14 protein-coding genes and 1 other annotated feature are annotated in these 18622 nt (G+C 38.7%); of the genes, 13 read left to right on the top strand and 1 reads right to left on the bottom strand.

Annotated features, from left to right (window positions below):
- Positions 1–19 precede the first annotated feature (19 nt).
- Positions 20–1573: a stage V sporulation protein B gene (gene spoVB, locus ACM5BR_RS09125; protein ID WP_416827442.1), complete on the bottom strand. Its 1554-nt coding sequence runs from the start codon at positions 1571–1573 to the stop codon at positions 20–22.
- A 159-nt stretch (positions 1574–1732) separates the two neighbouring features.
- Between spoVB and ACM5BR_RS09120 the strand changes: the two genes are divergently transcribed.
- The 13 genes from ACM5BR_RS09120 to ACM5BR_RS09060 all read left to right on the top strand — a co-directional run bounded on the left by ACM5BR_RS09120 (position 1733) and on the right by ACM5BR_RS09060 (position 18601).
- Positions 1733–2017: a post-transcriptional regulator gene (locus ACM5BR_RS09120; protein ID WP_416827441.1), complete on the top strand. Its 285-nt coding sequence runs from the start codon at positions 1733–1735 to the stop codon at positions 2015–2017.
- Positions 2018–2102: 85 nt separating this feature from the next.
- Positions 2103–4355 (top strand): protein translocase subunit SecDF, encoded by a 2253-nt coding sequence (gene secDF / locus ACM5BR_RS09115; RefSeq protein WP_416827439.1) that lies wholly within the window; start codon positions 2103–2105, stop codon positions 4353–4355.
- Positions 4356–4485: 130 nt separating this feature from the next.
- On the top strand, positions 4486–6819 hold the full coding sequence (gene recJ / locus ACM5BR_RS09110; protein ID WP_416827437.1) for a single-stranded-DNA-specific exonuclease RecJ: 2334 nt from the start codon (positions 4486–4488) through the stop codon (positions 6817–6819).
- Between the two features lies 1 nt (position 6820).
- The gene (locus ACM5BR_RS09105; protein WP_416827435.1) at positions 6821–7333 is read left to right on the top strand and encodes an adenine phosphoribosyltransferase; all 513 of its coding nucleotides are present in this window, start codon (positions 6821–6823) and stop codon (positions 7331–7333) included.
- A gap of 356 nt (positions 7334–7689) precedes the next feature.
- Positions 7690–9879, top strand: coding sequence for a RelA/SpoT family protein (locus ACM5BR_RS09100; RefSeq protein WP_416827433.1), 2190 nt, complete (start codon positions 7690–7692; stop codon positions 9877–9879).
- A gap of 25 nt (positions 9880–9904) precedes the next feature.
- Positions 9905–10345 (top strand): D-aminoacyl-tRNA deacylase, encoded by a 441-nt coding sequence (dtd, locus tag ACM5BR_RS09095; protein ID WP_416827432.1) that lies wholly within the window; start codon positions 9905–9907, stop codon positions 10343–10345.
- Positions 10346–10451: 106 nt separating this feature from the next.
- A complete protein-coding gene (locus ACM5BR_RS09090; protein ID WP_416827430.1) occupies positions 10452–10628 on the top strand; it encodes a hypothetical protein in 177 nt (58 codons plus the stop codon).
- Between the two features lie 61 nt (positions 10629–10689).
- Positions 10690–10914 (top strand) — a binding site (T-box leader).
- 216 nt (positions 10915–11130) lie between these two features.
- Positions 11131–12402, top strand: coding sequence for a histidine--tRNA ligase (gene hisS, locus ACM5BR_RS09085; RefSeq protein WP_416827428.1), 1272 nt, complete (start codon positions 11131–11133; stop codon positions 12400–12402).
- Between the two features lie 11 nt (positions 12403–12413).
- The gene (gene aspS / locus ACM5BR_RS09080) at positions 12414–14183 is read left to right on the top strand and encodes an aspartate--tRNA ligase (RefSeq protein WP_416827426.1); all 1770 of its coding nucleotides are present in this window, start codon (positions 12414–12416) and stop codon (positions 14181–14183) included.
- Positions 14184–14507: 324 nt separating this feature from the next.
- Positions 14508–15281, top strand: coding sequence for a tRNA threonylcarbamoyladenosine dehydratase (locus tag ACM5BR_RS09075; RefSeq protein WP_416827424.1), 774 nt, complete (start codon positions 14508–14510; stop codon positions 15279–15281).
- Positions 15282–15534: 253 nt separating this feature from the next.
- On the top strand, positions 15535–16821 hold the full coding sequence (locus ACM5BR_RS09070; RefSeq protein WP_416827423.1) for a replication-associated recombination protein A: 1287 nt from the start codon (positions 15535–15537) through the stop codon (positions 16819–16821).
- Between the two features lie 173 nt (positions 16822–16994).
- Positions 16995–17411: a cysteine metabolism transcriptional regulator CymR gene (gene cymR, locus ACM5BR_RS09065; protein ID WP_416827421.1), complete on the top strand. Its 417-nt coding sequence runs from the start codon at positions 16995–16997 to the stop codon at positions 17409–17411.
- Between the two features lie 38 nt (positions 17412–17449).
- Positions 17450–18601 (top strand): cysteine desulfurase family protein, encoded by a 1152-nt coding sequence (locus ACM5BR_RS09060; RefSeq protein WP_416827419.1) that lies wholly within the window; start codon positions 17450–17452, stop codon positions 18599–18601.
- Positions 18602–18622: the final 21 nt, after the last annotated feature.

Genomic DNA, 18622 nt, shown 5'->3' with positions numbered 1-18622 from the left:
GTAGGAAAGTTTCACTTTATTACTTTAAGAATCCAATCCGTAGTAATGGAAATCGTTGTAATTCTTCTTTACGAATGAGACGAAATACAATAATTAAAATTGCATATACGAAGCTAGTGATAAGGATGGAAATTAGTGTTTGAATCCCTGATGATGAAGAAAATGTATAAAGATTACAGGAATACCCTACTACTCCTGCAAGAAAAATAGCGAGCAAACCATACAAATAGTCTCTTGCATAAATCGTAAAGGTAATTCTCTTTAGAAGTGTCGCATAATGCAGAAATGTAACCACGAGTAAACCAGTTGCAATGGCAAGTGCAACACCCATGATTTGAAATTCTGGACGAGAAGCAAGTGCAAAAATAACAATTATTTTTACAATCGTGCCAATGAAACTGTTAAACATCGCTGCCTTTGCTAAATCGAGCGCTTGAAGTACCGATGCAAGCGGACCTTGAAAATAATAAAATAGAAAACAAGGAGCAAGGACCTTTACATAGATAGCAGCATGATCGGTACCATACATGAGCGACATGATTGGATTTGCAAATACATACAAAATTACGACAGACCATCCTCCTGAAAGAAAGGATAATCGCAGTGCCTGCTGCAATCGGTATTCAACAAGTCTATGCTGCTTTTTTGCCATTGCTTCACTTACAGAAGGAACAAGAGATGTAGAGAGTGCATACGTAATAAAAGAAGGCAATAAGAGTAAAGGCAGGGCATATCCATTTAATTCCCCGTATTGCCTCGTCGCAATGCTTGTTGATACTCCTGCAATGGCTAGACTTTGTACAATCACGATAGGTTCAATAAAGTATGAAATAGATCCAATCAACCGACTTCCTGTAGTTGGCAAGGCAATAGACATTAATGATTGAAATGTATGCTTGCTGTTTTGTACAGTTTGTAAAAAATGAGAAGTGATAGAAATAGGTTTTTCTCTTTTAAATATATACAGCATGTAAGCGAGGGAGGCTAGTTCCCCTGCTGCTGCTGAAATCATAGCACCAGCGGCAGCAAATTCAATACCGAATGGAAGAAATGCACGAATGCAAACGGCAATCAGAATAATGCGGACAACTTGTTCAAGAACTTGAGATAGTGCCCCAGGCTTCATATTTTGTTTTCCCTGGAAATAACCTCGTAATACAGAAGAAATAGCGATAATGGGAACGACCGGCAGGATTGCAATAAGTGGATAATATGTTCGTGAATCTGTTAATAGCATTTTCGAAATAATGGGTGCCGCAAGGAAGATTCCAACAGTAAATACAATGCTAAGTAACAATGTGACAGCTAGAGATACTGATAGGATTTGCTTCACTTTATGAGGTTGAGACTTTGCTTCTGCTTCTGCTACAAGTTTTGCAATTGCCACAGGAAGCCCAAGCTGTGTTACTGTAATAGCTAATATGAATGTTGGTACTGCCATCATGTACAGTCCGACGCCTTCTTCACCTAGAATTCTTGCCATAACAATTCTATTTAGGAAGCCAAGTACCTTCGTGGCTAGTCCTGCGAGAATTAAAATAAACGTTCCGCGTAAAAAGCTTTGCTTCGTCATTTCGTTCCCACCTTCTCAAAAGCTCCAGAATGATTTACAATAATTTATATGCTTATATATATGACAAGCATGACAAGTTGTATGTTTACAAGTTTTGAGATTGGGGGAAGTCCCTTGTTTCTAGATACAAACGCCTAAAGTGAAATGGAGGAGACCACGATGGTTGTGAAAGAACATCCAGCAGATGCTTATCGTGAGCAATTGAAGGTTGTAATTGCCAGCAAAGTGGAAGAATTTAAAGTTCTAGGATACGATCGAGTAACAACGCAAGAGATATGGGATTGTTTGAAAGTGAAAAAATGGAAAAAAATCGATGGAGAAATGAAATTATTTCAGCTAGTAAATGATGTTCTTACGCTTTCAACAGGTGATTATATGACATACTTAACAATGGAAGCATACAAAACTCCGCTTGCTTCTGTACATGAGTATGAAACACTATGACTTCATTTGACATTCCTTTTTAAGGCTTTCTATAATAGTAGCAGCATTGCTTTTTTTCTCAAGTATAAGGAGGAACACTAAACAAATGGCAAAACGAAGCAAACTCGTTGTTTTCTTTTTAATTGTTCTACTTGTTGGAGGAATTATTGGAACAACGACAAAAAATGTAACACAAGGTATTAATCTTGGGCTAGATTTGCGTGGCGGCTTTGAAATTCTATATCAAGTAGAGCCAGCCAAACCAGGGGAACCCATAAATCGTGACGTTCTTCTAAGTACAGTCAAGGCATTGGAAAATCGTGTTAACGTTCTCGGTGTCAGCGAGCCGAATATTCAGATTGAAGGCAATGATCGTATTCGTGTTCAACTTGCTGGTGTACAAGATCAAACGAAGGCCAGGGAAATATTATCAACGCAAGCAAAGCTTACATTTCGTGATGTAAATGATAATGTGTTGATGGATGGAGCAGACTTAAAACAAGGCGGAGCAAAGCAAACGTTTGATCAACAAGGTCGACCAAGTGTTGCTTTAACCCTTAACAGTGCTGAAAAGTTCAAACAAGTTACAGAAAATGTGCTAGGTATGAAGCCAAATAATATAATGGTTATCTGGTTAGATTACCAAGACGGTGATTCATATAAGGCAGAAAGCCAAAAGGCAAAGCCTAAGTATCTATCAGCGGCTAGAGTAGATCAAGTGTTTAATCAAACAGATGTATCGATCGTAGGGTCCTTTACTCCAGATGAAGCAAAGCAACTTGCTAGTTTGTTAAATGCAGGTTCTCTTCCTGTGAATTTAAAAGAAATATACTCTACTTCGGTAGGAGCGCAATTCGGGGAAACAGCCTTGCAACAAACGATTTTAGCTGGAATAATTGGCGTCGCCCTTATTTTCTTGTTCATGCTATTTTACTATCGTTTGCCAGGTATGATAGCAATTATCTCTCTTAGCTTGTATATTTACATAACCCTTCTTGTCTTTAATGGTATACATGCTGTCCTGACGTTGCAGGGGATTGCGGCTCTCGTGCTAGGGGTCGGAATTGCGGTAGATGCCAATATCATTACCGATGAGAGGTTTAAAGAAGAATTGAAAATTGGAAAAAGCGTTATGGCTGCCTATCGTGCAGGCAATCGTCATTCCTTCCTAACTATTTTGGATGCACATATTACTACAATGATTGCAGCCCTTGTATTATTTGTTTTTGGTAATAGTTCTGTGAAAGGTTTTGCAACAAGTTTAATGATCAGTCTTGTTGTCGGCTTTGCAACAAATGTAGGGGTTACTCGTTTATTGCTTGGACTTCTTGTTAAGAGCCGTTTATTTGATAATAAAATTCAATGGTTTGGTGTGAAGAAAAGTAAGATTATTCCTTTATCAAAAGGTGTAATGCATGCACCAACTCCTTTTGATTCGATTAACTTTGTAAAGGTTGGACATGGTTTTCTCGTATTTTCTACAATCTTTATGATTGTAGGTGCTATCGTTGTATCTGTATTTCACTTAAATACAGGCATTGATTTTTCAAGTGGTTCTCGAATAGACATAACGAGTACAAAGCCAATTGTGGTAAGTGAGTTAAAAACAGATTTGACGAATCTAGGTATAAAAACCGAGGATATTGTTTTAACAGGCGCGAATAATCAAGGTGCTGCCGTTCGTTCAAAAGGTGTACTTAATAAAGATGAGATTGCAAAAGTAAAAAGTACAATTAAAGATAAATATGGTGCGGAACCAAACGTAAGCACCGTATCACCTACCATCGGTAAGGAATTGGCGCGTAATGCATTTTATGCTGTTTTGATTGCTTCTATAGGAATTATCTTGTATATAAGCATTCGCTTCCGATTTACTTATGCCGTTTCAGCGGTTATTGCATTATTGCACGATGCATTCTTTATCATCACTATGTTTAGTATTTTGCGGTTAGAAGTGGATATTCCATTCATCGCAGCTGTGTTAACGATCGTCGGCTACTCTATAAATGATAGTATCGTTACATTTGACCGTAACCGTGAGTTGTACAAAGAAAGAAAAGTTCGTACAGTCAAGGATTTAGAGGATGTTGTGAATCTAAGTATCAGACAAACGCTTACCCGTTCTGTCAATACAGTATTGACCGTGTTACTACCGGTTATTGCATTGTTTATTTTTGGTAGTCCTTCTTTGCGCAGTTTCTCTTTTGCTTTGCTTATCGGGTTAATTGTTGGTACGTATTCCTCTGTTTTCGTTGCTTCTCAGATATGGCTATATATGGAGATACGCAAATTGAAAAAGGGAAAAGGAAAGCAGAAAAAACAAATAGAACCAAAACCAAAATCAGATATTCTTGTATAAAGATGAAAGACGATACCGTAATAGTGGTATCGTCTTTTTTTTATAGGCAGGTGCTTATCTGTTTTCAAAAACAGTTCATTGTCACCCCTTACCCTGTTTAGTATAATAAATAGGTTAAGGGGTGATCTCGTTGTTACGAGCGAAAACGCGTTGGAAACAAAAGAGGCAAGATAGTGAAGAGGTAATGCGACTTTCACAGTCGCTACAGCTTACACCTTTTGTCGTCTCTTTGTTGTTAAATAGAGGACTAGGAACGGAACAGGAAATTGTTAATTTTCTCTATACAGAGCAGCATTTTCATGATCCATTTCTTTTACACGACATGAAACAATCTGTGGAACGCATCCATCATGCAATTGAGGATGGAGAGCATATTCTTATCTTTGGTGATTATGATGCTGATGGCGTAAGCAGTACAACTCTACTACTACTAACGCTTCAGGAATTAAATGCAAATGTATCATTCTATATTCCGAATCGTTTTACAGAAGGGTATGGGCCGAATGAAGCAGCTTTTCGCTGGGCGAAGAGTGAGGGATATTCCTTAATCATTACGGTAGATACGGGTATTTCAGCAATCAAGGAGGCCGATGTTGCAAAGGAACTTGGAATAGATCTAATTATTACGGACCATCATGAGCCTTCTCCAAGTCTTCCGGATGCCTATGCAATTGTCCATCCACGGTTAGGGGAAACCTATCCGTTTGGATATCTTGCAGGAGTCGGAGTTGCCTTTAAGCTTTCACACGCCTTATTAGGACGAGTACCCGAGCATCTTTTAGATATCGCGGTAATTGGAACAATTGCTGATTTAGTTCCACTTATTGGTGAAAATCGATTAATCGCAAAAAAAGGAATAGAGAAGCTTAGACAAACAACTCGTCCGGGATACTTGGCTCTTTTTCGTGTGGCTAATATAAATGCAAGTGAAATAAATGAAGTGGTCATTGGCTTTTCAGTTGGTCCACGCATTAATGCCGTTGGAAGATTAGGTGATGCTGATCCTGCAGTTCAATTACTTACTACAAAGGATCAGGAAGAAGCGGAATTTCTTGCAGAAGAAATAAATACAACCAATCAGCTGCGTCAAGATATTGTAAAGCAAATCACAGAAGAGGCTATGCTGGAAGTAGAAGAAAGATTTCCTCCTGACCGTAATAAAGTTTTAGTAATTGCGAAGGAAGGATGGAATGCCGGAGTTATTGGTATTGTAGCTTCAAAATTGGTAGAGCGATATTATCGTCCAACCATTATTCTTAGCATAGACCATCAAAAGGGAATTGCGAAAGGATCTGCACGTAGTATAGAAGGATTCGATTTATTTGACAATTTATCGAAGTGTCGTGATTTATTACCTCATTTCGGGGGACATACGATGGCGGCTGGGATGAGTCTAGCCATTTCCGATGTGGATGAATTACGAAATCGATTAAATGGGTTAGCAGACGAAGTGCTTACTGCGGAGCTTCTCTTGCCGATTACTGAAATAGATACAACCTGCTCATTGTCGGATGTGACCTTATCCTCTATCGAAGAAATGCAATTGTTAGCTCCGTTTGGTGTTCATAATCCCAAACCTTGTATTCGAATTGAAGATGTAGCAATTGAAAGTATTCGTCAAATCGGTTCAGACGGTTCCCATCTAAAGCTATTACTGCAAGACGGTGAAAGTAAATTGGATTGCGTTGGCTTCGGATTTGGCTTTGTGGTAGAGCAAATTTCACCATTGTCACGTGTCTCTATTGTAGGAGAAGCAACTATTAATGAGTGGAATCATTTTCGAAAGCCGCAAATTATGATTTCTGATATTTCTGTAGAACATTGGCAATTATTTGATTTACGCGGGATGAGAAATACAGAAAAATGCATTACGTCTTTACCTGAGAATATGCTGACTGTCCTATATTTTCGAGAACCGCCAACATTCTCTTCTTCAATTAGGGGAATGGTTCAAAGGGCAAGTGAAGCGACAGAACACTCGCTTAAAGGGCGTTACGTAGTCCTTTATGATTTGCCTGAAAGTATAGATGATGTTAAGCAACTTTTTACAAAGGGCTTTCCGTCTCGCATTTATACTGTCTTTTGGCATGAATATGAGCATACATTTAATACGATACCGACTCGTGATCATTTCAAATGGTATTTTTCATTTTTACGTCAAAATGCTTCTTTTTCACTTCGTGAGTATGGTGAAAAGCTTTGCCAGCACAAAGGATGGTCTAAAGATACAGTAAAATTTATGACACAGGTGTTTTTTGAGCTAGAATTTGTTACAATAAAAAATGGTGTAATTTTTATGAAAGATATTGTATCAAAGCGTGATCTATCTGAATCCGATACATTTCGTGAAAAAATGAATGGATTGCAAGTAGAAAAAGAATTGATATATTCCACGTATCAGCAGTTATATACGTGGTTCAGTAATATGCAAAAGAGCTGTTTAACATATCAGGAGGTTTATTAACATGGATTTAAAACCATATATTGCTATTGTTCCAGACTATCCAAAAGAAGGAATCATCTTTAAGGATATTACACCATTGATGAATGATGGTGAAGCATACAAAGCTGCAACAGATGCAATTGTAGAATTTGCAAAGGAAAAGAATGCTGAGCTTGTGGTTGGACCAGAAGCACGTGGTTTCATTATTGGATGTCCCGTTTCTTATGCATTGAGAGTTGGCTTTGCACCGGTTCGTAAAGAAGGAAAACTTCCTCGTGAAGTCATTAAATACAACTATGGTAAGGAATATGGTAAGGACGTATTAACGATTCATAAGGATGCAATTCGTCCTGGACAACGTGTTCTTATTACAGATGACCTTCTTGCGACAGGAGGAACAATTGAGGCAACCATTGCTCTTGTAGAAGAATTAGGTGGAATTGTTGTAGGAATTGCCTTCTTAATTGAACTTGCTTACCTTGGTGGAAGTGAAAAATTAAAAGACTACGATGTTTTGACCCTTATGAAATATTAATCAATTAGTGATTGTTAATGCTAATGTGTACATGGACCGTAATACAGAACCCCAGAAGTAACATGGAGAATATCTGTAACGGTCCATTTTCTATACTTTTATTATGAAACCCGTTCATGATGGGAAAATAATAACCAATGTATGCAACCATTATCCATCCATTTCAGGTAAGGAAGATACCTCAAAAAAAAGGTACTTTAAAAGGGAGAAACGAACTCATACAAATGACTAGACTTTCTAGTCTTAAAGTACTCGCTTTCCTTTTCACAAATTTAGTTATATGCGTTATAATGATGTAATAAATCATACTTCTTGTTTATTATAAAGAATTAATTAATCATATAAAAGGTGATTCCATGGCGAACGAACAAGTGTTAACGGCCGAACAGGTATTGGAGAACGCGAGTAAATATTTAACAGAAGAAGATGTAATGATGGTTAAGCATGCGTATGAATTTTCTCGCAACGCCCATCGTGAACAATATCGTAAATCTGGCGAACCGTATATTATCCATCCTATTCAAGTAGCAGGAATATTAGTAGGTTTGAAAATGGACCCGGCTACGATTTCGGCTGGTTTTTTACATGATGTAGTTGAAGATACAGAAGTAACGTTACAAGATTTAGAGCGAGAATTTTCGAAAGAAGTAGCAATGCTTGTGGATGGTGTTACAAAGCTAGGAAAGATTAAGTATAAATCACACGAGCAACAACAAGCAGAAAATCATCGCAAAATGTTTGTCGCTATGGCACAAGATATTCGCGTGATTTTGATTAAGCTTTCGGACCGTTTACACAATATGAGAACTCTACGTCATTTGCCGCAAGAAAAACAGCGCCGTATTGCAAATGAAACATTAGAAATTTTTGCTCCATTGGCGCATCGTCTGGGAATTAATACGATTAAATGGGAGCTTGAGGATACCGCATTACGCTACTTAAATCCACAACAATATTATCGAATTGTAAATTTAATGAAACGAAAACGAGCAGAACGTGAAGACTATTTGAAAGAGGTAATGAGTGAAATTCGCGAAAAACTGTCTGAGGTTACGATTCAATGCGATATTTCGGGACGACCTAAACACATATATAGCATTTATCGTAAAATGGTCATACAAAATAAGCAATTCAATGAAATATACGATTTGTTAGCTGTAAGAGTCATTGTTAATAGTATTAAGGATTGCTATGCCGTATTAGGAATTATTCATACATGTTGGAAGCCAATGCCTGGAAGATTTAAAGACTATATCGCCATGCCAAAGGCCAATTTATATCAATCCCTTCATACCACGGTTATAGGGCCTAAGGGAGACCCGTTAGAAGTACAAATACGAACGAAAGAAATGCATCGCATTGCAGAGTACGGGATTGCTGCTCACTGGGCATATAAAGAAGGAAAAGAAATAGCGGAAAGTGAAACACTTGAAAATAAGCTAACTTGGTTTCGGCAAATATTGGAATGGCAAAATGATGCATCCAATGCAGAAGAGTTCATGGAATCACTTAAAATTGACTTGTTTTCAGATATGGTATTTGTATTTACACCTAAAGGCGATGTGGTAGAGCTGCCGCTTGGTTCGGTTCCCATTGACTTTGCTTATCGCATTCACTCAGAAATTGGAAGCAAGACCATAGGTGCAAAAGTAAATGGTAAGATGGTGCCGCTAGATTATAAACTTAAGACCGGTGATATTGTTGAAATTCTAACATCTAAGCATTCCTATGGACCAAGTCAAGATTGGGTAAAGCTGGCGCAAACCTCACATGCAAAAAATAAAATACGCCAGTTCTTTAAAAAGCAACGACGTGAAGAAAATATTGAAAAGGGAAAAGAACTGATTGAACGGGACTTACGAAACTTAGAGTATGATGTAAAGGAAGTTCTTAACACCGAAAATGTAAAACGTGTTGCTGAAAAATTTAATTTTCCAAATGAAGAAGAAATGTATGCTGCGGTTGGGTACAATGGGATTTCATCGGCACAAATTGTTACACGATTAACGGACAAGTTTCGTAAACAACGTGAAGAAGAGCAAATGCTACAAGAAAAAGTATCCGATACACGAAATGTTGTGAGAATTCGAAAACGCGACTCAGGTATTAAAGTATGCGGTGCTGATAATCTGTTAATTCGTTTGTCTAAATGTTGCAATCCTGTACCAGGTGATGAAATAATCGGCTACATCACAAAAGGTAGAGGGGTATCTATTCATAGGGCAGACTGTGTAAATGTGTTAACGGAGGAAGCAAAGGAGCGCCTCCTACATGTAGAATGGGAAAATGATCCTGATAAAGATCTTGAATACAATGTGGATATTGAAATTTCTGGATTTGATCGTAGAGGTCTATTAAATGAGGTATTGCAGGCTGTAAATGAGACGAAAACTTATATTTCAGCCGTTTCAGGTCGAAGCGATCGAAATAAAGTGGCAACCATTCATATTTCTATGAGCATTCAGAATATCCATCACCTTCACAAAGTAGTAGAACGCATTAAACAAGTACGAGATATTTATTCAGTCCGTCGATTGATGCATTAATGGGGAATAGCAAAGGGGAATAGTGATGAGAGTAGTAGTGCAACGAACAAAGAAAGCATCCGTTACAGTTGACGGGGAAATAGTCGGCAGCATTCCATTTGGGTTAATGTTACTTGTTGGCGTCACGCACGATGATACGGAGAGTGATGCTGCGTATGTGGCCGAAAAAATTGCAAACCTTCGTATTTTCGAGGATGAAAATGAGAAAATGAACGATTCCGTTTTGGATAAAGGTGGCCACATTTTGTCTGTGTCACAATTTACGTTGTACGGAGATTGCCGAAAAGGACGACGTCCAAACTTTATGGATGCTGCAAGACCTGAATATGCCCAGCAAATGTATGAGTTATTTAATAAAGAACTAGAGAAAAAGGGCCTTCATGTTGAAACAGGAATTTTTGGTGCGATGATGGAAGTGGAATTAGTGAATGATGGTCCTGTTACGCTTCTAATAGAAAGCAAATAAGATTCCTTTGCCTACTTTTTCTTCGTACTCCTTGTATGCATTGTAGAATAGGTTCTCAAAAATAGTGGAACACTATGAAAAAATACAAAGGTGCGAGGGATACAATATGAGAAATAGTGATCGGGCTAACAGAATAACAAATAGTGCGAATGGGCTGCTTCCTTTTCAGATTCAAGAGAATGATTTGAAGGAACGCAGCTTTCCTGCTATGGAACTAGCTTCGGAGTATGGGGTGTCCATTCAGGATGTGAAAAACGTCAAGAAACACTTGAGTCGCTCTTGACAATAAACCATAACAAACGTATATTAATAAACAAAATAATGTTTTTTATACGTACATATCGAAAAGACCGATGATGGAGAACAGTAAATATGATGACACATGAAAAGAGAGAAAATGCCTAGGGCTGAGAGCATTTTCACATGATGACATATTGAATGAACACTCCGTAGGTTTTACTCTGAAAAGGAAACTTAGTAGGAGATAAACGCGTTCAGGCGTTATGGAAGAGTGGAAGCAAATGCTTCAATTAGGGTGGTACCACGGGTATAAAACTCTCGTCCCTACAATTTAGTAGGAATGGGGGTTTTTTTGTTTTGTAAAAGAAAAGCGGACACGTGCCCGTTCTTGCTCCGTAGGGCTGCCGGCACCCGCACAAAAAGGTGTTCTTTGCCTTTATATGCAGACCATAGGAGCAGGCATGTGGGAGCTGGACATGAAAGGAAAAAGCGGACACGTGCCCGTTTTTGCACAATTTTAATTTTAGAAGAAGGAGGAACGCAATATGTCTATTCAAATCCCAAGAGGAACACAAGATATTCTACCAGGAACGGTAGAATTATGGCAGTATATCGAAGCGCAAGCGCGAGACATTTGCAGACGTTATAATTATAAAGAAATTCGTACGCCTATTTTTGAAAATACAGAGTTATTTATGCGCGGGGTAGGAGATACAACAGATATTGTACAAAAGGAAATGTATACATTTGAAGATCGCGGAGAGAGAAGTTTAACACTTCGTCCTGAAGGGACTGCTTCTGTTGTACGTTCGTATGTGGAAAACAAAATGTATGGAGATAGCATACAACCTACTAAGCTTTTTTACATGGGTCCAATGTTCCGCTATGAAAGACCACAATCTGGACGCTATCGTCAATTCGTTCAGTTTGGAACAGAGGTGCTTGGTAGTAGCGATCCTGCAGTAGATGCTGAAGTTATTTCCCTTGCGATGGAGTTCTATAGAAGTTTGGGATTAAAAAGTATCAAGCTAGTCCTAAATAGTCTAGGAGATCCTGAAAGCCGTTTGGCACATCGCGAAGCATTAGTTAATCACTTTGAGCCTCGAATTGGTGAGTTTTGCAGTGATTGCCAAGCGCGATTGCAAAAAAATCCGCTTCGAATCCTTGATTGCAAAAAGGATCATGACCATGAACTTATGAAATCTGCGCCCTCTATAACAGAATATTTAAATGAGGCTTCACGCGAGTATTTTGATCATGTTCAAAAAGCCTTAACCGTAATGGGAATACCGTTTGAAATAGACGCTAATTTAGTACGCGGCTTAGATTATTATCAACATACTGTATTTGAAATCATGAGTGTTTCCGATGGATTTGGCTCGATTACGACTCTTTGTGGTGGAGGTCGCTATAACGGCTTAGTACAGGAAATTGGGGGACCTGAAACAGCAGGAATTGGCTTTGCATTAAGTATTGAGAGATTGCTACTTGCTCTGCAAGCAGAACAAGCTCAGCTTCCTATTTCTTTCGATCTTGATTGCTACGTTGTTGCTCTTGGAGAAAAAGCGAAGGATGTAGCAGCGAAGCTAGTATTTGAGCTTAGAAAAGCAGGAATAGCAACGGAAAAGGATTATTTAGATCGAAAAGTAAAAGCTCAATTTAAGGCTGCTGATCGATTACATGCTAAATATGTTGCTGTTTTAGGAGATAACGAGTTAGAACGAAACGTCATAACGATTAAAGAAATGGAAAGTGGCGAGCAGAAGGAAGTTTCTATTGATACACTCGTTTCTTATATAGCAGAAAAAGTTTTATAGGAGGAGAAAAAATGGCTGTGAGAACACATCATTGTGGAGAAATTTCATTAGAAAACGTAGGAATTACAGTTCAATTAAATGGCTGGGTACAAAAACGAAGAGATTTAGGGGGATTAATTTTCGTTGATGTACGTGATCGGTCAGGAATCGTACAAGTTGTATTTAATCCTGAAATATCAAAAGAAGCGTTAGAAGTAGCGGAAAGTTTGCGAAGTGAGTATGTACTGCACGTAGTCGGTACTGTAATAAAACGTGAAGAAGGACAAGTGAATCCGAAAATTCCGACTGGATATATCGAAATACAGGCTACAGAAGTAACGATTTTAAATAAAGCAAAGACACCGCCTTTTCAAATTGCAGATGATGCAGATGTTTCGGAAGACGTTCGTTTAAAATATCGTTACTTAGATTTGCGTCGCCCTGAAATGCTAGAAACACTTAAGCTTCGTCACTTAATTACAAAAACCATCCGTAATTTCCTTGATGAAGAAAGCTTTCTTGAAGTGGAAACACCTATCTTAACGAAAAGTACACCGGAAGGAGCACGTGATTATTTAGTGCCAAGCCGTGTTCATCCTGGTGAATTCTATGCCTTGCCACAATCACCGCAGCTCTTTAAACAGCTTCTTATGGTAGGTGGCTTCGAAAAGTATTATCAAATTGCTCGCTGCTTCCGTGATGAAGATTTACGTGCAGATCGTCAGCCGGAATTTACACAAGTCGATATCGAAACATCCTTCTTGACGCAGGATGATATTATCGCTATGATGGAAAACTTGATGAAACGAGTTATGAAAAAAGCAAAGCAATTAGATATCGTTACACCATTTCCGCGTTTAACGTATAACGAAGCAATGTCACGCTTTGGATCTGATAAACCAGATACTCGTTTTGGTTTAGAGCTTGTCGATGTTTCCGAAGTCGTTTTAAAGAGCGGCTTTAAGGTATTCGCTGATACGGTAGCAAGCGGTGGACAGGTAAAAGCCATCAATGTAAAAGGCGCAGCAAGCAAATATTCTCGTAAAGATATGGATGCACTAACGGATTTTGTGAAAATATACGGTGCAAAAGGCTTAGCATGGTTCAAAGTCGAAGAAGATGGAATAAAAGGGCCAATTTCGAAATTCTTTAGTGAAGAAGAAAGTGCCGCTTTAGTTCAGGTCTTAGAAGGTGAAGTAGGGGACCTTATGGTGTTTGTTGCCGACCGTAAGAGTATTGTAGCCGATAGCCTTGGTGCACTTCGATTAAAACTTGGAAAAGACCTAGAGCTTATCGATGAAAATGCCTATAATTTCTTATGGGTAACCGATTGGCCATTGCTTGAATATGACGAAGAACAAAATCGTTTCTCTGCAGCTCACCATCCATTTACAATGCCGTTCCGTGAAGATGTTCCGCTTCTTGAAACGGAACCAGAACATGTACGTGCACAGGCTTACGATATCGTGTTAAATGGTTATGAGCTAGGCGGAGGATCTCTACGTATCTATGAACGTGATGTGCAAGAAAAGATGTTTAAAGCATTAGGCTTTACGGAAGAGGAAGCGAAAGAACAGTTCGGATTCTTACTAGAAGCGTTCGAATATGGTACTCCGCCACACGGTGGAATTGCACTCGGACTAGACCGTTTTGTTATGCTTTTAGCTGGTCGTACAAATTTACGTGATACAATCGCCTTTCCAAAAACGGCAAGCGCTAGCTGTCTATTAACAGATGCACCAAGTGAAGTTTCTATTGCACAATTGAATGAACTTCACCTACAGAATAAGGGTCGTAAATAAGGGCTACACAATTCTGGATAGAAATTTGAATTTTACTAATCCTATGGGGGCATACCCATAGGATTTTTTATCCCGCTTTAACGGGCAGTAAGACCCCACCTCAAGATTCGGAGTGAATCAAGGAAGATAGGTGGAGGGGGACAACTGCCCGTAAAAATCCGATTCGGCGGGCTAACCCTCGGTGGGGGATGAGAGAAAACCCCCACCGAGGGAAGTTTCACTTTATAGCTCTGATCGATCTTATAATAACTTTTTCTATACAAATAGTAGGAAAAGAAGGTAGAATACAAATTGAGTGAGTTTGCAATAGGAGTGATACTAGATATGCTACATCAATTTTCACGAAATGAATTAGCTCTTGGCAAAGAGGGACTTGAAATATTGAAAAATAGTACAGTAGGGATACTAGGTATTGGAGGAGTCGGTTCCTTTGCAGCCGAAGCATTGGCTCGGTCTGGTGTAGGACGACTTGTCCTTGTAGATAAAGATGTTGTAGATATTACAAATGTGAATCGACAAGTGCATGCTCTTCTATCTACCATTGGACGTCAAAAGGTAGAGCTTATGAAAGAACGGATTGCAGATATTAATCCGGACTGCGAAGTAATTGCTTTGCAAATGTTTTATACAGAAGATACATATGAGCAATTTTTCTCCTATGGTCTCGATTTTGTCATCGATGCTGCTGATACGATTTCATATAAAATTCATATTATGAAGGAATGCTTGAAACGAAAAATACCTATTATTTCAAGTATGGGCGCTGCAAATAAAATGGATCCAACACGTTTTCGTATTGCAGATATTTCGAAAACCCATACAGATCCAATTGCAAAAGTAGTTCGTACCCGACTTCGTAAAGAAGGAATTACAAAGGGTATAAAGGTAGTATTTTCTGACGAAAGTCCTATCGTTATTCGGGAGGATATCCGCAAAGAAATTATTCCAGATGAAAATGCTAACATTCGAAAGGCGAAAATTCCGCCATCCTCAAATGCTTTTACACCTTCCGTTGCGGGTTTAATCGCAGCAAGCTATGTAGTTCGCACGCTTATGAAGGATATCCAAATTAATCGAGTTGGGCAAGTAAAGGAGTAAGGAGAAAGGTAGAATAGACCGTTATACAATTGTATGATGGCCTATTTTTGCTGTATTCCTTGAAATATCGACGTCGAATGTAGTATCACCTATTCAATGTAACATGTTTCTTTTTCTAATCGTCCCTTCCCTAGTAATGGTGTTTCTATAGTTAGCTTTATCCTCCTATCATTTTCTCCCGGGTGTGATTTTTTTTCTACCTCTTGCAAGATATAGTACAATAAAAGAAATGAATTGCAGGGAGGAAGATTAGTTGGAACAGGCACCTCTTGCTTATCGTATGCGGCCGAAATCTTTAGATGAGGTTGTGGGTCAAGAACATCTTACATTACCCGGAACGTCCTTTTATCGTATGATTCAAGATGGACACATTCCTTCAATGATTTTATATGGTGAGCCAGGAATTGGAAAAACTTCATTAGCTTATGCGATAGCAGGTTCTACAAATAAGCACTTTATAGCATTAAATGCAACAACTGCAGGGAAAAAGGATATTGAACAGGTTGTTGACGAAGCTAGAATGTATAATGGCGTAATTCTATTTTTAGATGAAATTCATCGTTTTACGAAATCACAACAAGATTATTTACTACCCCATGTTGAAAGCGGGCTTGTAACATTGATTGGAGCGACAACAGAAAATCCCTTTCATGACGTAAATCCTGCCATTCGGAGTCGCTGTAATCAACTTAAGCAATTAAAGCCGATTACTCCGCCCGATATAATGATAGTATTAAGACGAGCTATAGAGGATACAGAACGCGGACTGGGAAAGCTTTCGATAGAAATAACAGAGCAGCAACTGGAACAAATCGCGGGTGGTACGAATGGCGATGTTCGCTCTTCTCTCAATGTGTTAGAGGATATCGTACATGCTTCTAATCAAATGAATGGAACGTATGTAGTTAAAGATGAAACAATTCGAGAATTTTTAACAAACAAAGGATTTTCTCATGATAAAGCGGGTTCTGCCCATTATAATGTATTATCAGGTTTGCAAAAATCCATTCGCGGCAGTGATGTAGACGGCGCATTACACTACTTAGCACGGCTTATTGAGGCTGGGGATTTAACAAGTATTTGTCGCAGACTGATTGTTATTGCTTATGAGGATTGCGGACTTGCATCCGATATGGGATATAAAACCTATATCGCGTGTGAAGCAAGTAAAGCTGTAGGATTTCCAGAAGCTCGTATTATACTTGGAACCATTGTAATTGAAATGTGTTTATCTGCGAAATCCAATTCAGGATATATCGCCATTGATCAGGCGCTTGCCGACGTAAGAAATGGGGCTTATTACGATATACCTGATCATTTAAAAGACAGCCATTATAGTGGTGCAAAGAAATTGGGACATGGGATTGGGTACATATATCCTCATGATTTTCCATTAGGAAGCTTTGGAGGATGGGTAAAACAGCAATATTTACCGAACGAACTGAAAGATCGGCAGTATTATAAGCCGAAAGAGGCTGGTAAAGAAAAAACATTAGGCGCTATTTATTTGAAATTACGACAAATGAAAGACGAAAAATGAGAACAGTTTTCTTGGTACCTTATGATATCCGTATAATTTGTCTACGATAAGAATGATGAGGAGCAAGTAGATTTATGAACATATAACGATGAAGAACAGATTCTATACAAGATATGTTATAATCGTAAAGGCTTATTTTCGTGATGAAACAAGTTTAGGAAAGAGGTGTTACGATGAAGATTTCAACAAAAGGCCGCTATGGTCTAACCATTATGATTGATTTAGCGAAAAAATACGGCTCAGGTCCGATTTCTTTAAAATCGATTGCGCAGGCTCATGATTTATCTGAGCATTATTTGGAACAGCTTATCTCTCCGCTTCGTAATGCACGTCTAGTAAAAAGTACACGAGGGGCTTACGGCGGGTATGTACTTGCTGATCATCCAAGTGTGATTACGGCAGGTAACGTCATTCGGTGTCTAGAAGGTCCCATCACTGTCGTAGAAGGAATAGAAGAAGAAAAGCCAGCTCAGCGTCAGCTATGGTTACGTATACGAGATGCAGTTCAAGAAGTACTAGATAATACGACACTTGAAGATCTGGTTCGTTACGACGAGGAAAATAACCAAGGATATATGTTTTATATTTAACGTGTCTTTTGAAAATTTTAAATAAAAGGGTGATTTAAATGCATATTTATTTAGATCATGCCGCAACTTCACCCGTTCATCCAGAAGTGGTGCAAAGCATGATTCCATATATGACCGAAATGTTTGGAAATCCTTCAAGTATACATTACTTTGGTCGCCAAGCCCGTCATGCTGTTGATGAAGCAAGACGCGTTTGTGCAGCGAGCATTGGAGCGCATCCAAACGAAATTATTTTTACAAGCGGTGGATCGGAAGCAGACAATTTAGCTTTACTAGGTGTGGCACGGGCAAATCGAGATCGTGGCAATCACATCATTACAACGGAAATTGAGCATAGTGCTATTTTAAATACATGTAAAATATTAGAGCGAGAAGGATTTACGATTACGTATATACCTGTCGATGAAACAGGACGTGTACGCGCTGAAGATATAAAGCGTGCATTAACGGATGATACCATTTTAGTTTCCATCATGTTCGGTAACAACGAAGTAGGAACGATACAACCTATTCAGGAAATCGGTGAGCTACTAAAGGAGCATCATGCCTATTTTCATACAGATGCTGTACAAGCCTATGGACTTGTGAATATTGATGTAAAACAGTTTGGTATCGATTTACTTTCTATTTCATCGCACAAAATTAATGGACCAAAGGGTGTCGGATTTTTATATAGTAATCAACAAGTAAAGCTCTTTCCCATCATTACCGGCGGGGAACAAGAGAGAAAGAGACGAGCAGGTACAGAAAATGTCCCTGGTGTAGTAGGATTGCAACGTGCTATTCTACTATCTCAGAAAGAGCGTGAGCAAAAAAGGCAGCGATATCTCTCTTTTAAAGATATAATGATTTCTGTCTTTAATGAGGAAGGCATTTCATACGAAGTTAATGGAAATCAAGAATACCATTTAGCTCATGTCTTTAATGTAAGCTTCCACGGCATGGATATTGAATCGTTTCTCGTTAATTTGGATCTGGCAGGCATTGCTGTTTCAAGCGGTTCAGCCTGCACAGCTGGTTCGGTTGATCCTTCCCATGTTCTAGTAGCTATGTTTGGAAAAGAATCAGACAAAATACGCTCTAGCGTTCGGTTTAGCTTTGGTTATGGTAATTCTAAGGAAGATGTTGAAAAAGCAGCATATGAAGTAGTTAAAATAGTAAAACGACTATCAAATGATGTACGTAGTTAAATGATAGAGAAATGGAAGTTG

Source organism: Ectobacillus polymachus (assembly GCF_048159605.1).
Taxonomy (GTDB): Bacteria; Bacillota; Bacilli; order Bacillales; family Bacillaceae_G; genus Ectobacillus; species Ectobacillus polymachus.
The sequence above is the reverse complement of the archived record's forward strand: the minus strand, read 5'-3'. Positions and strand labels throughout refer to the sequence as shown.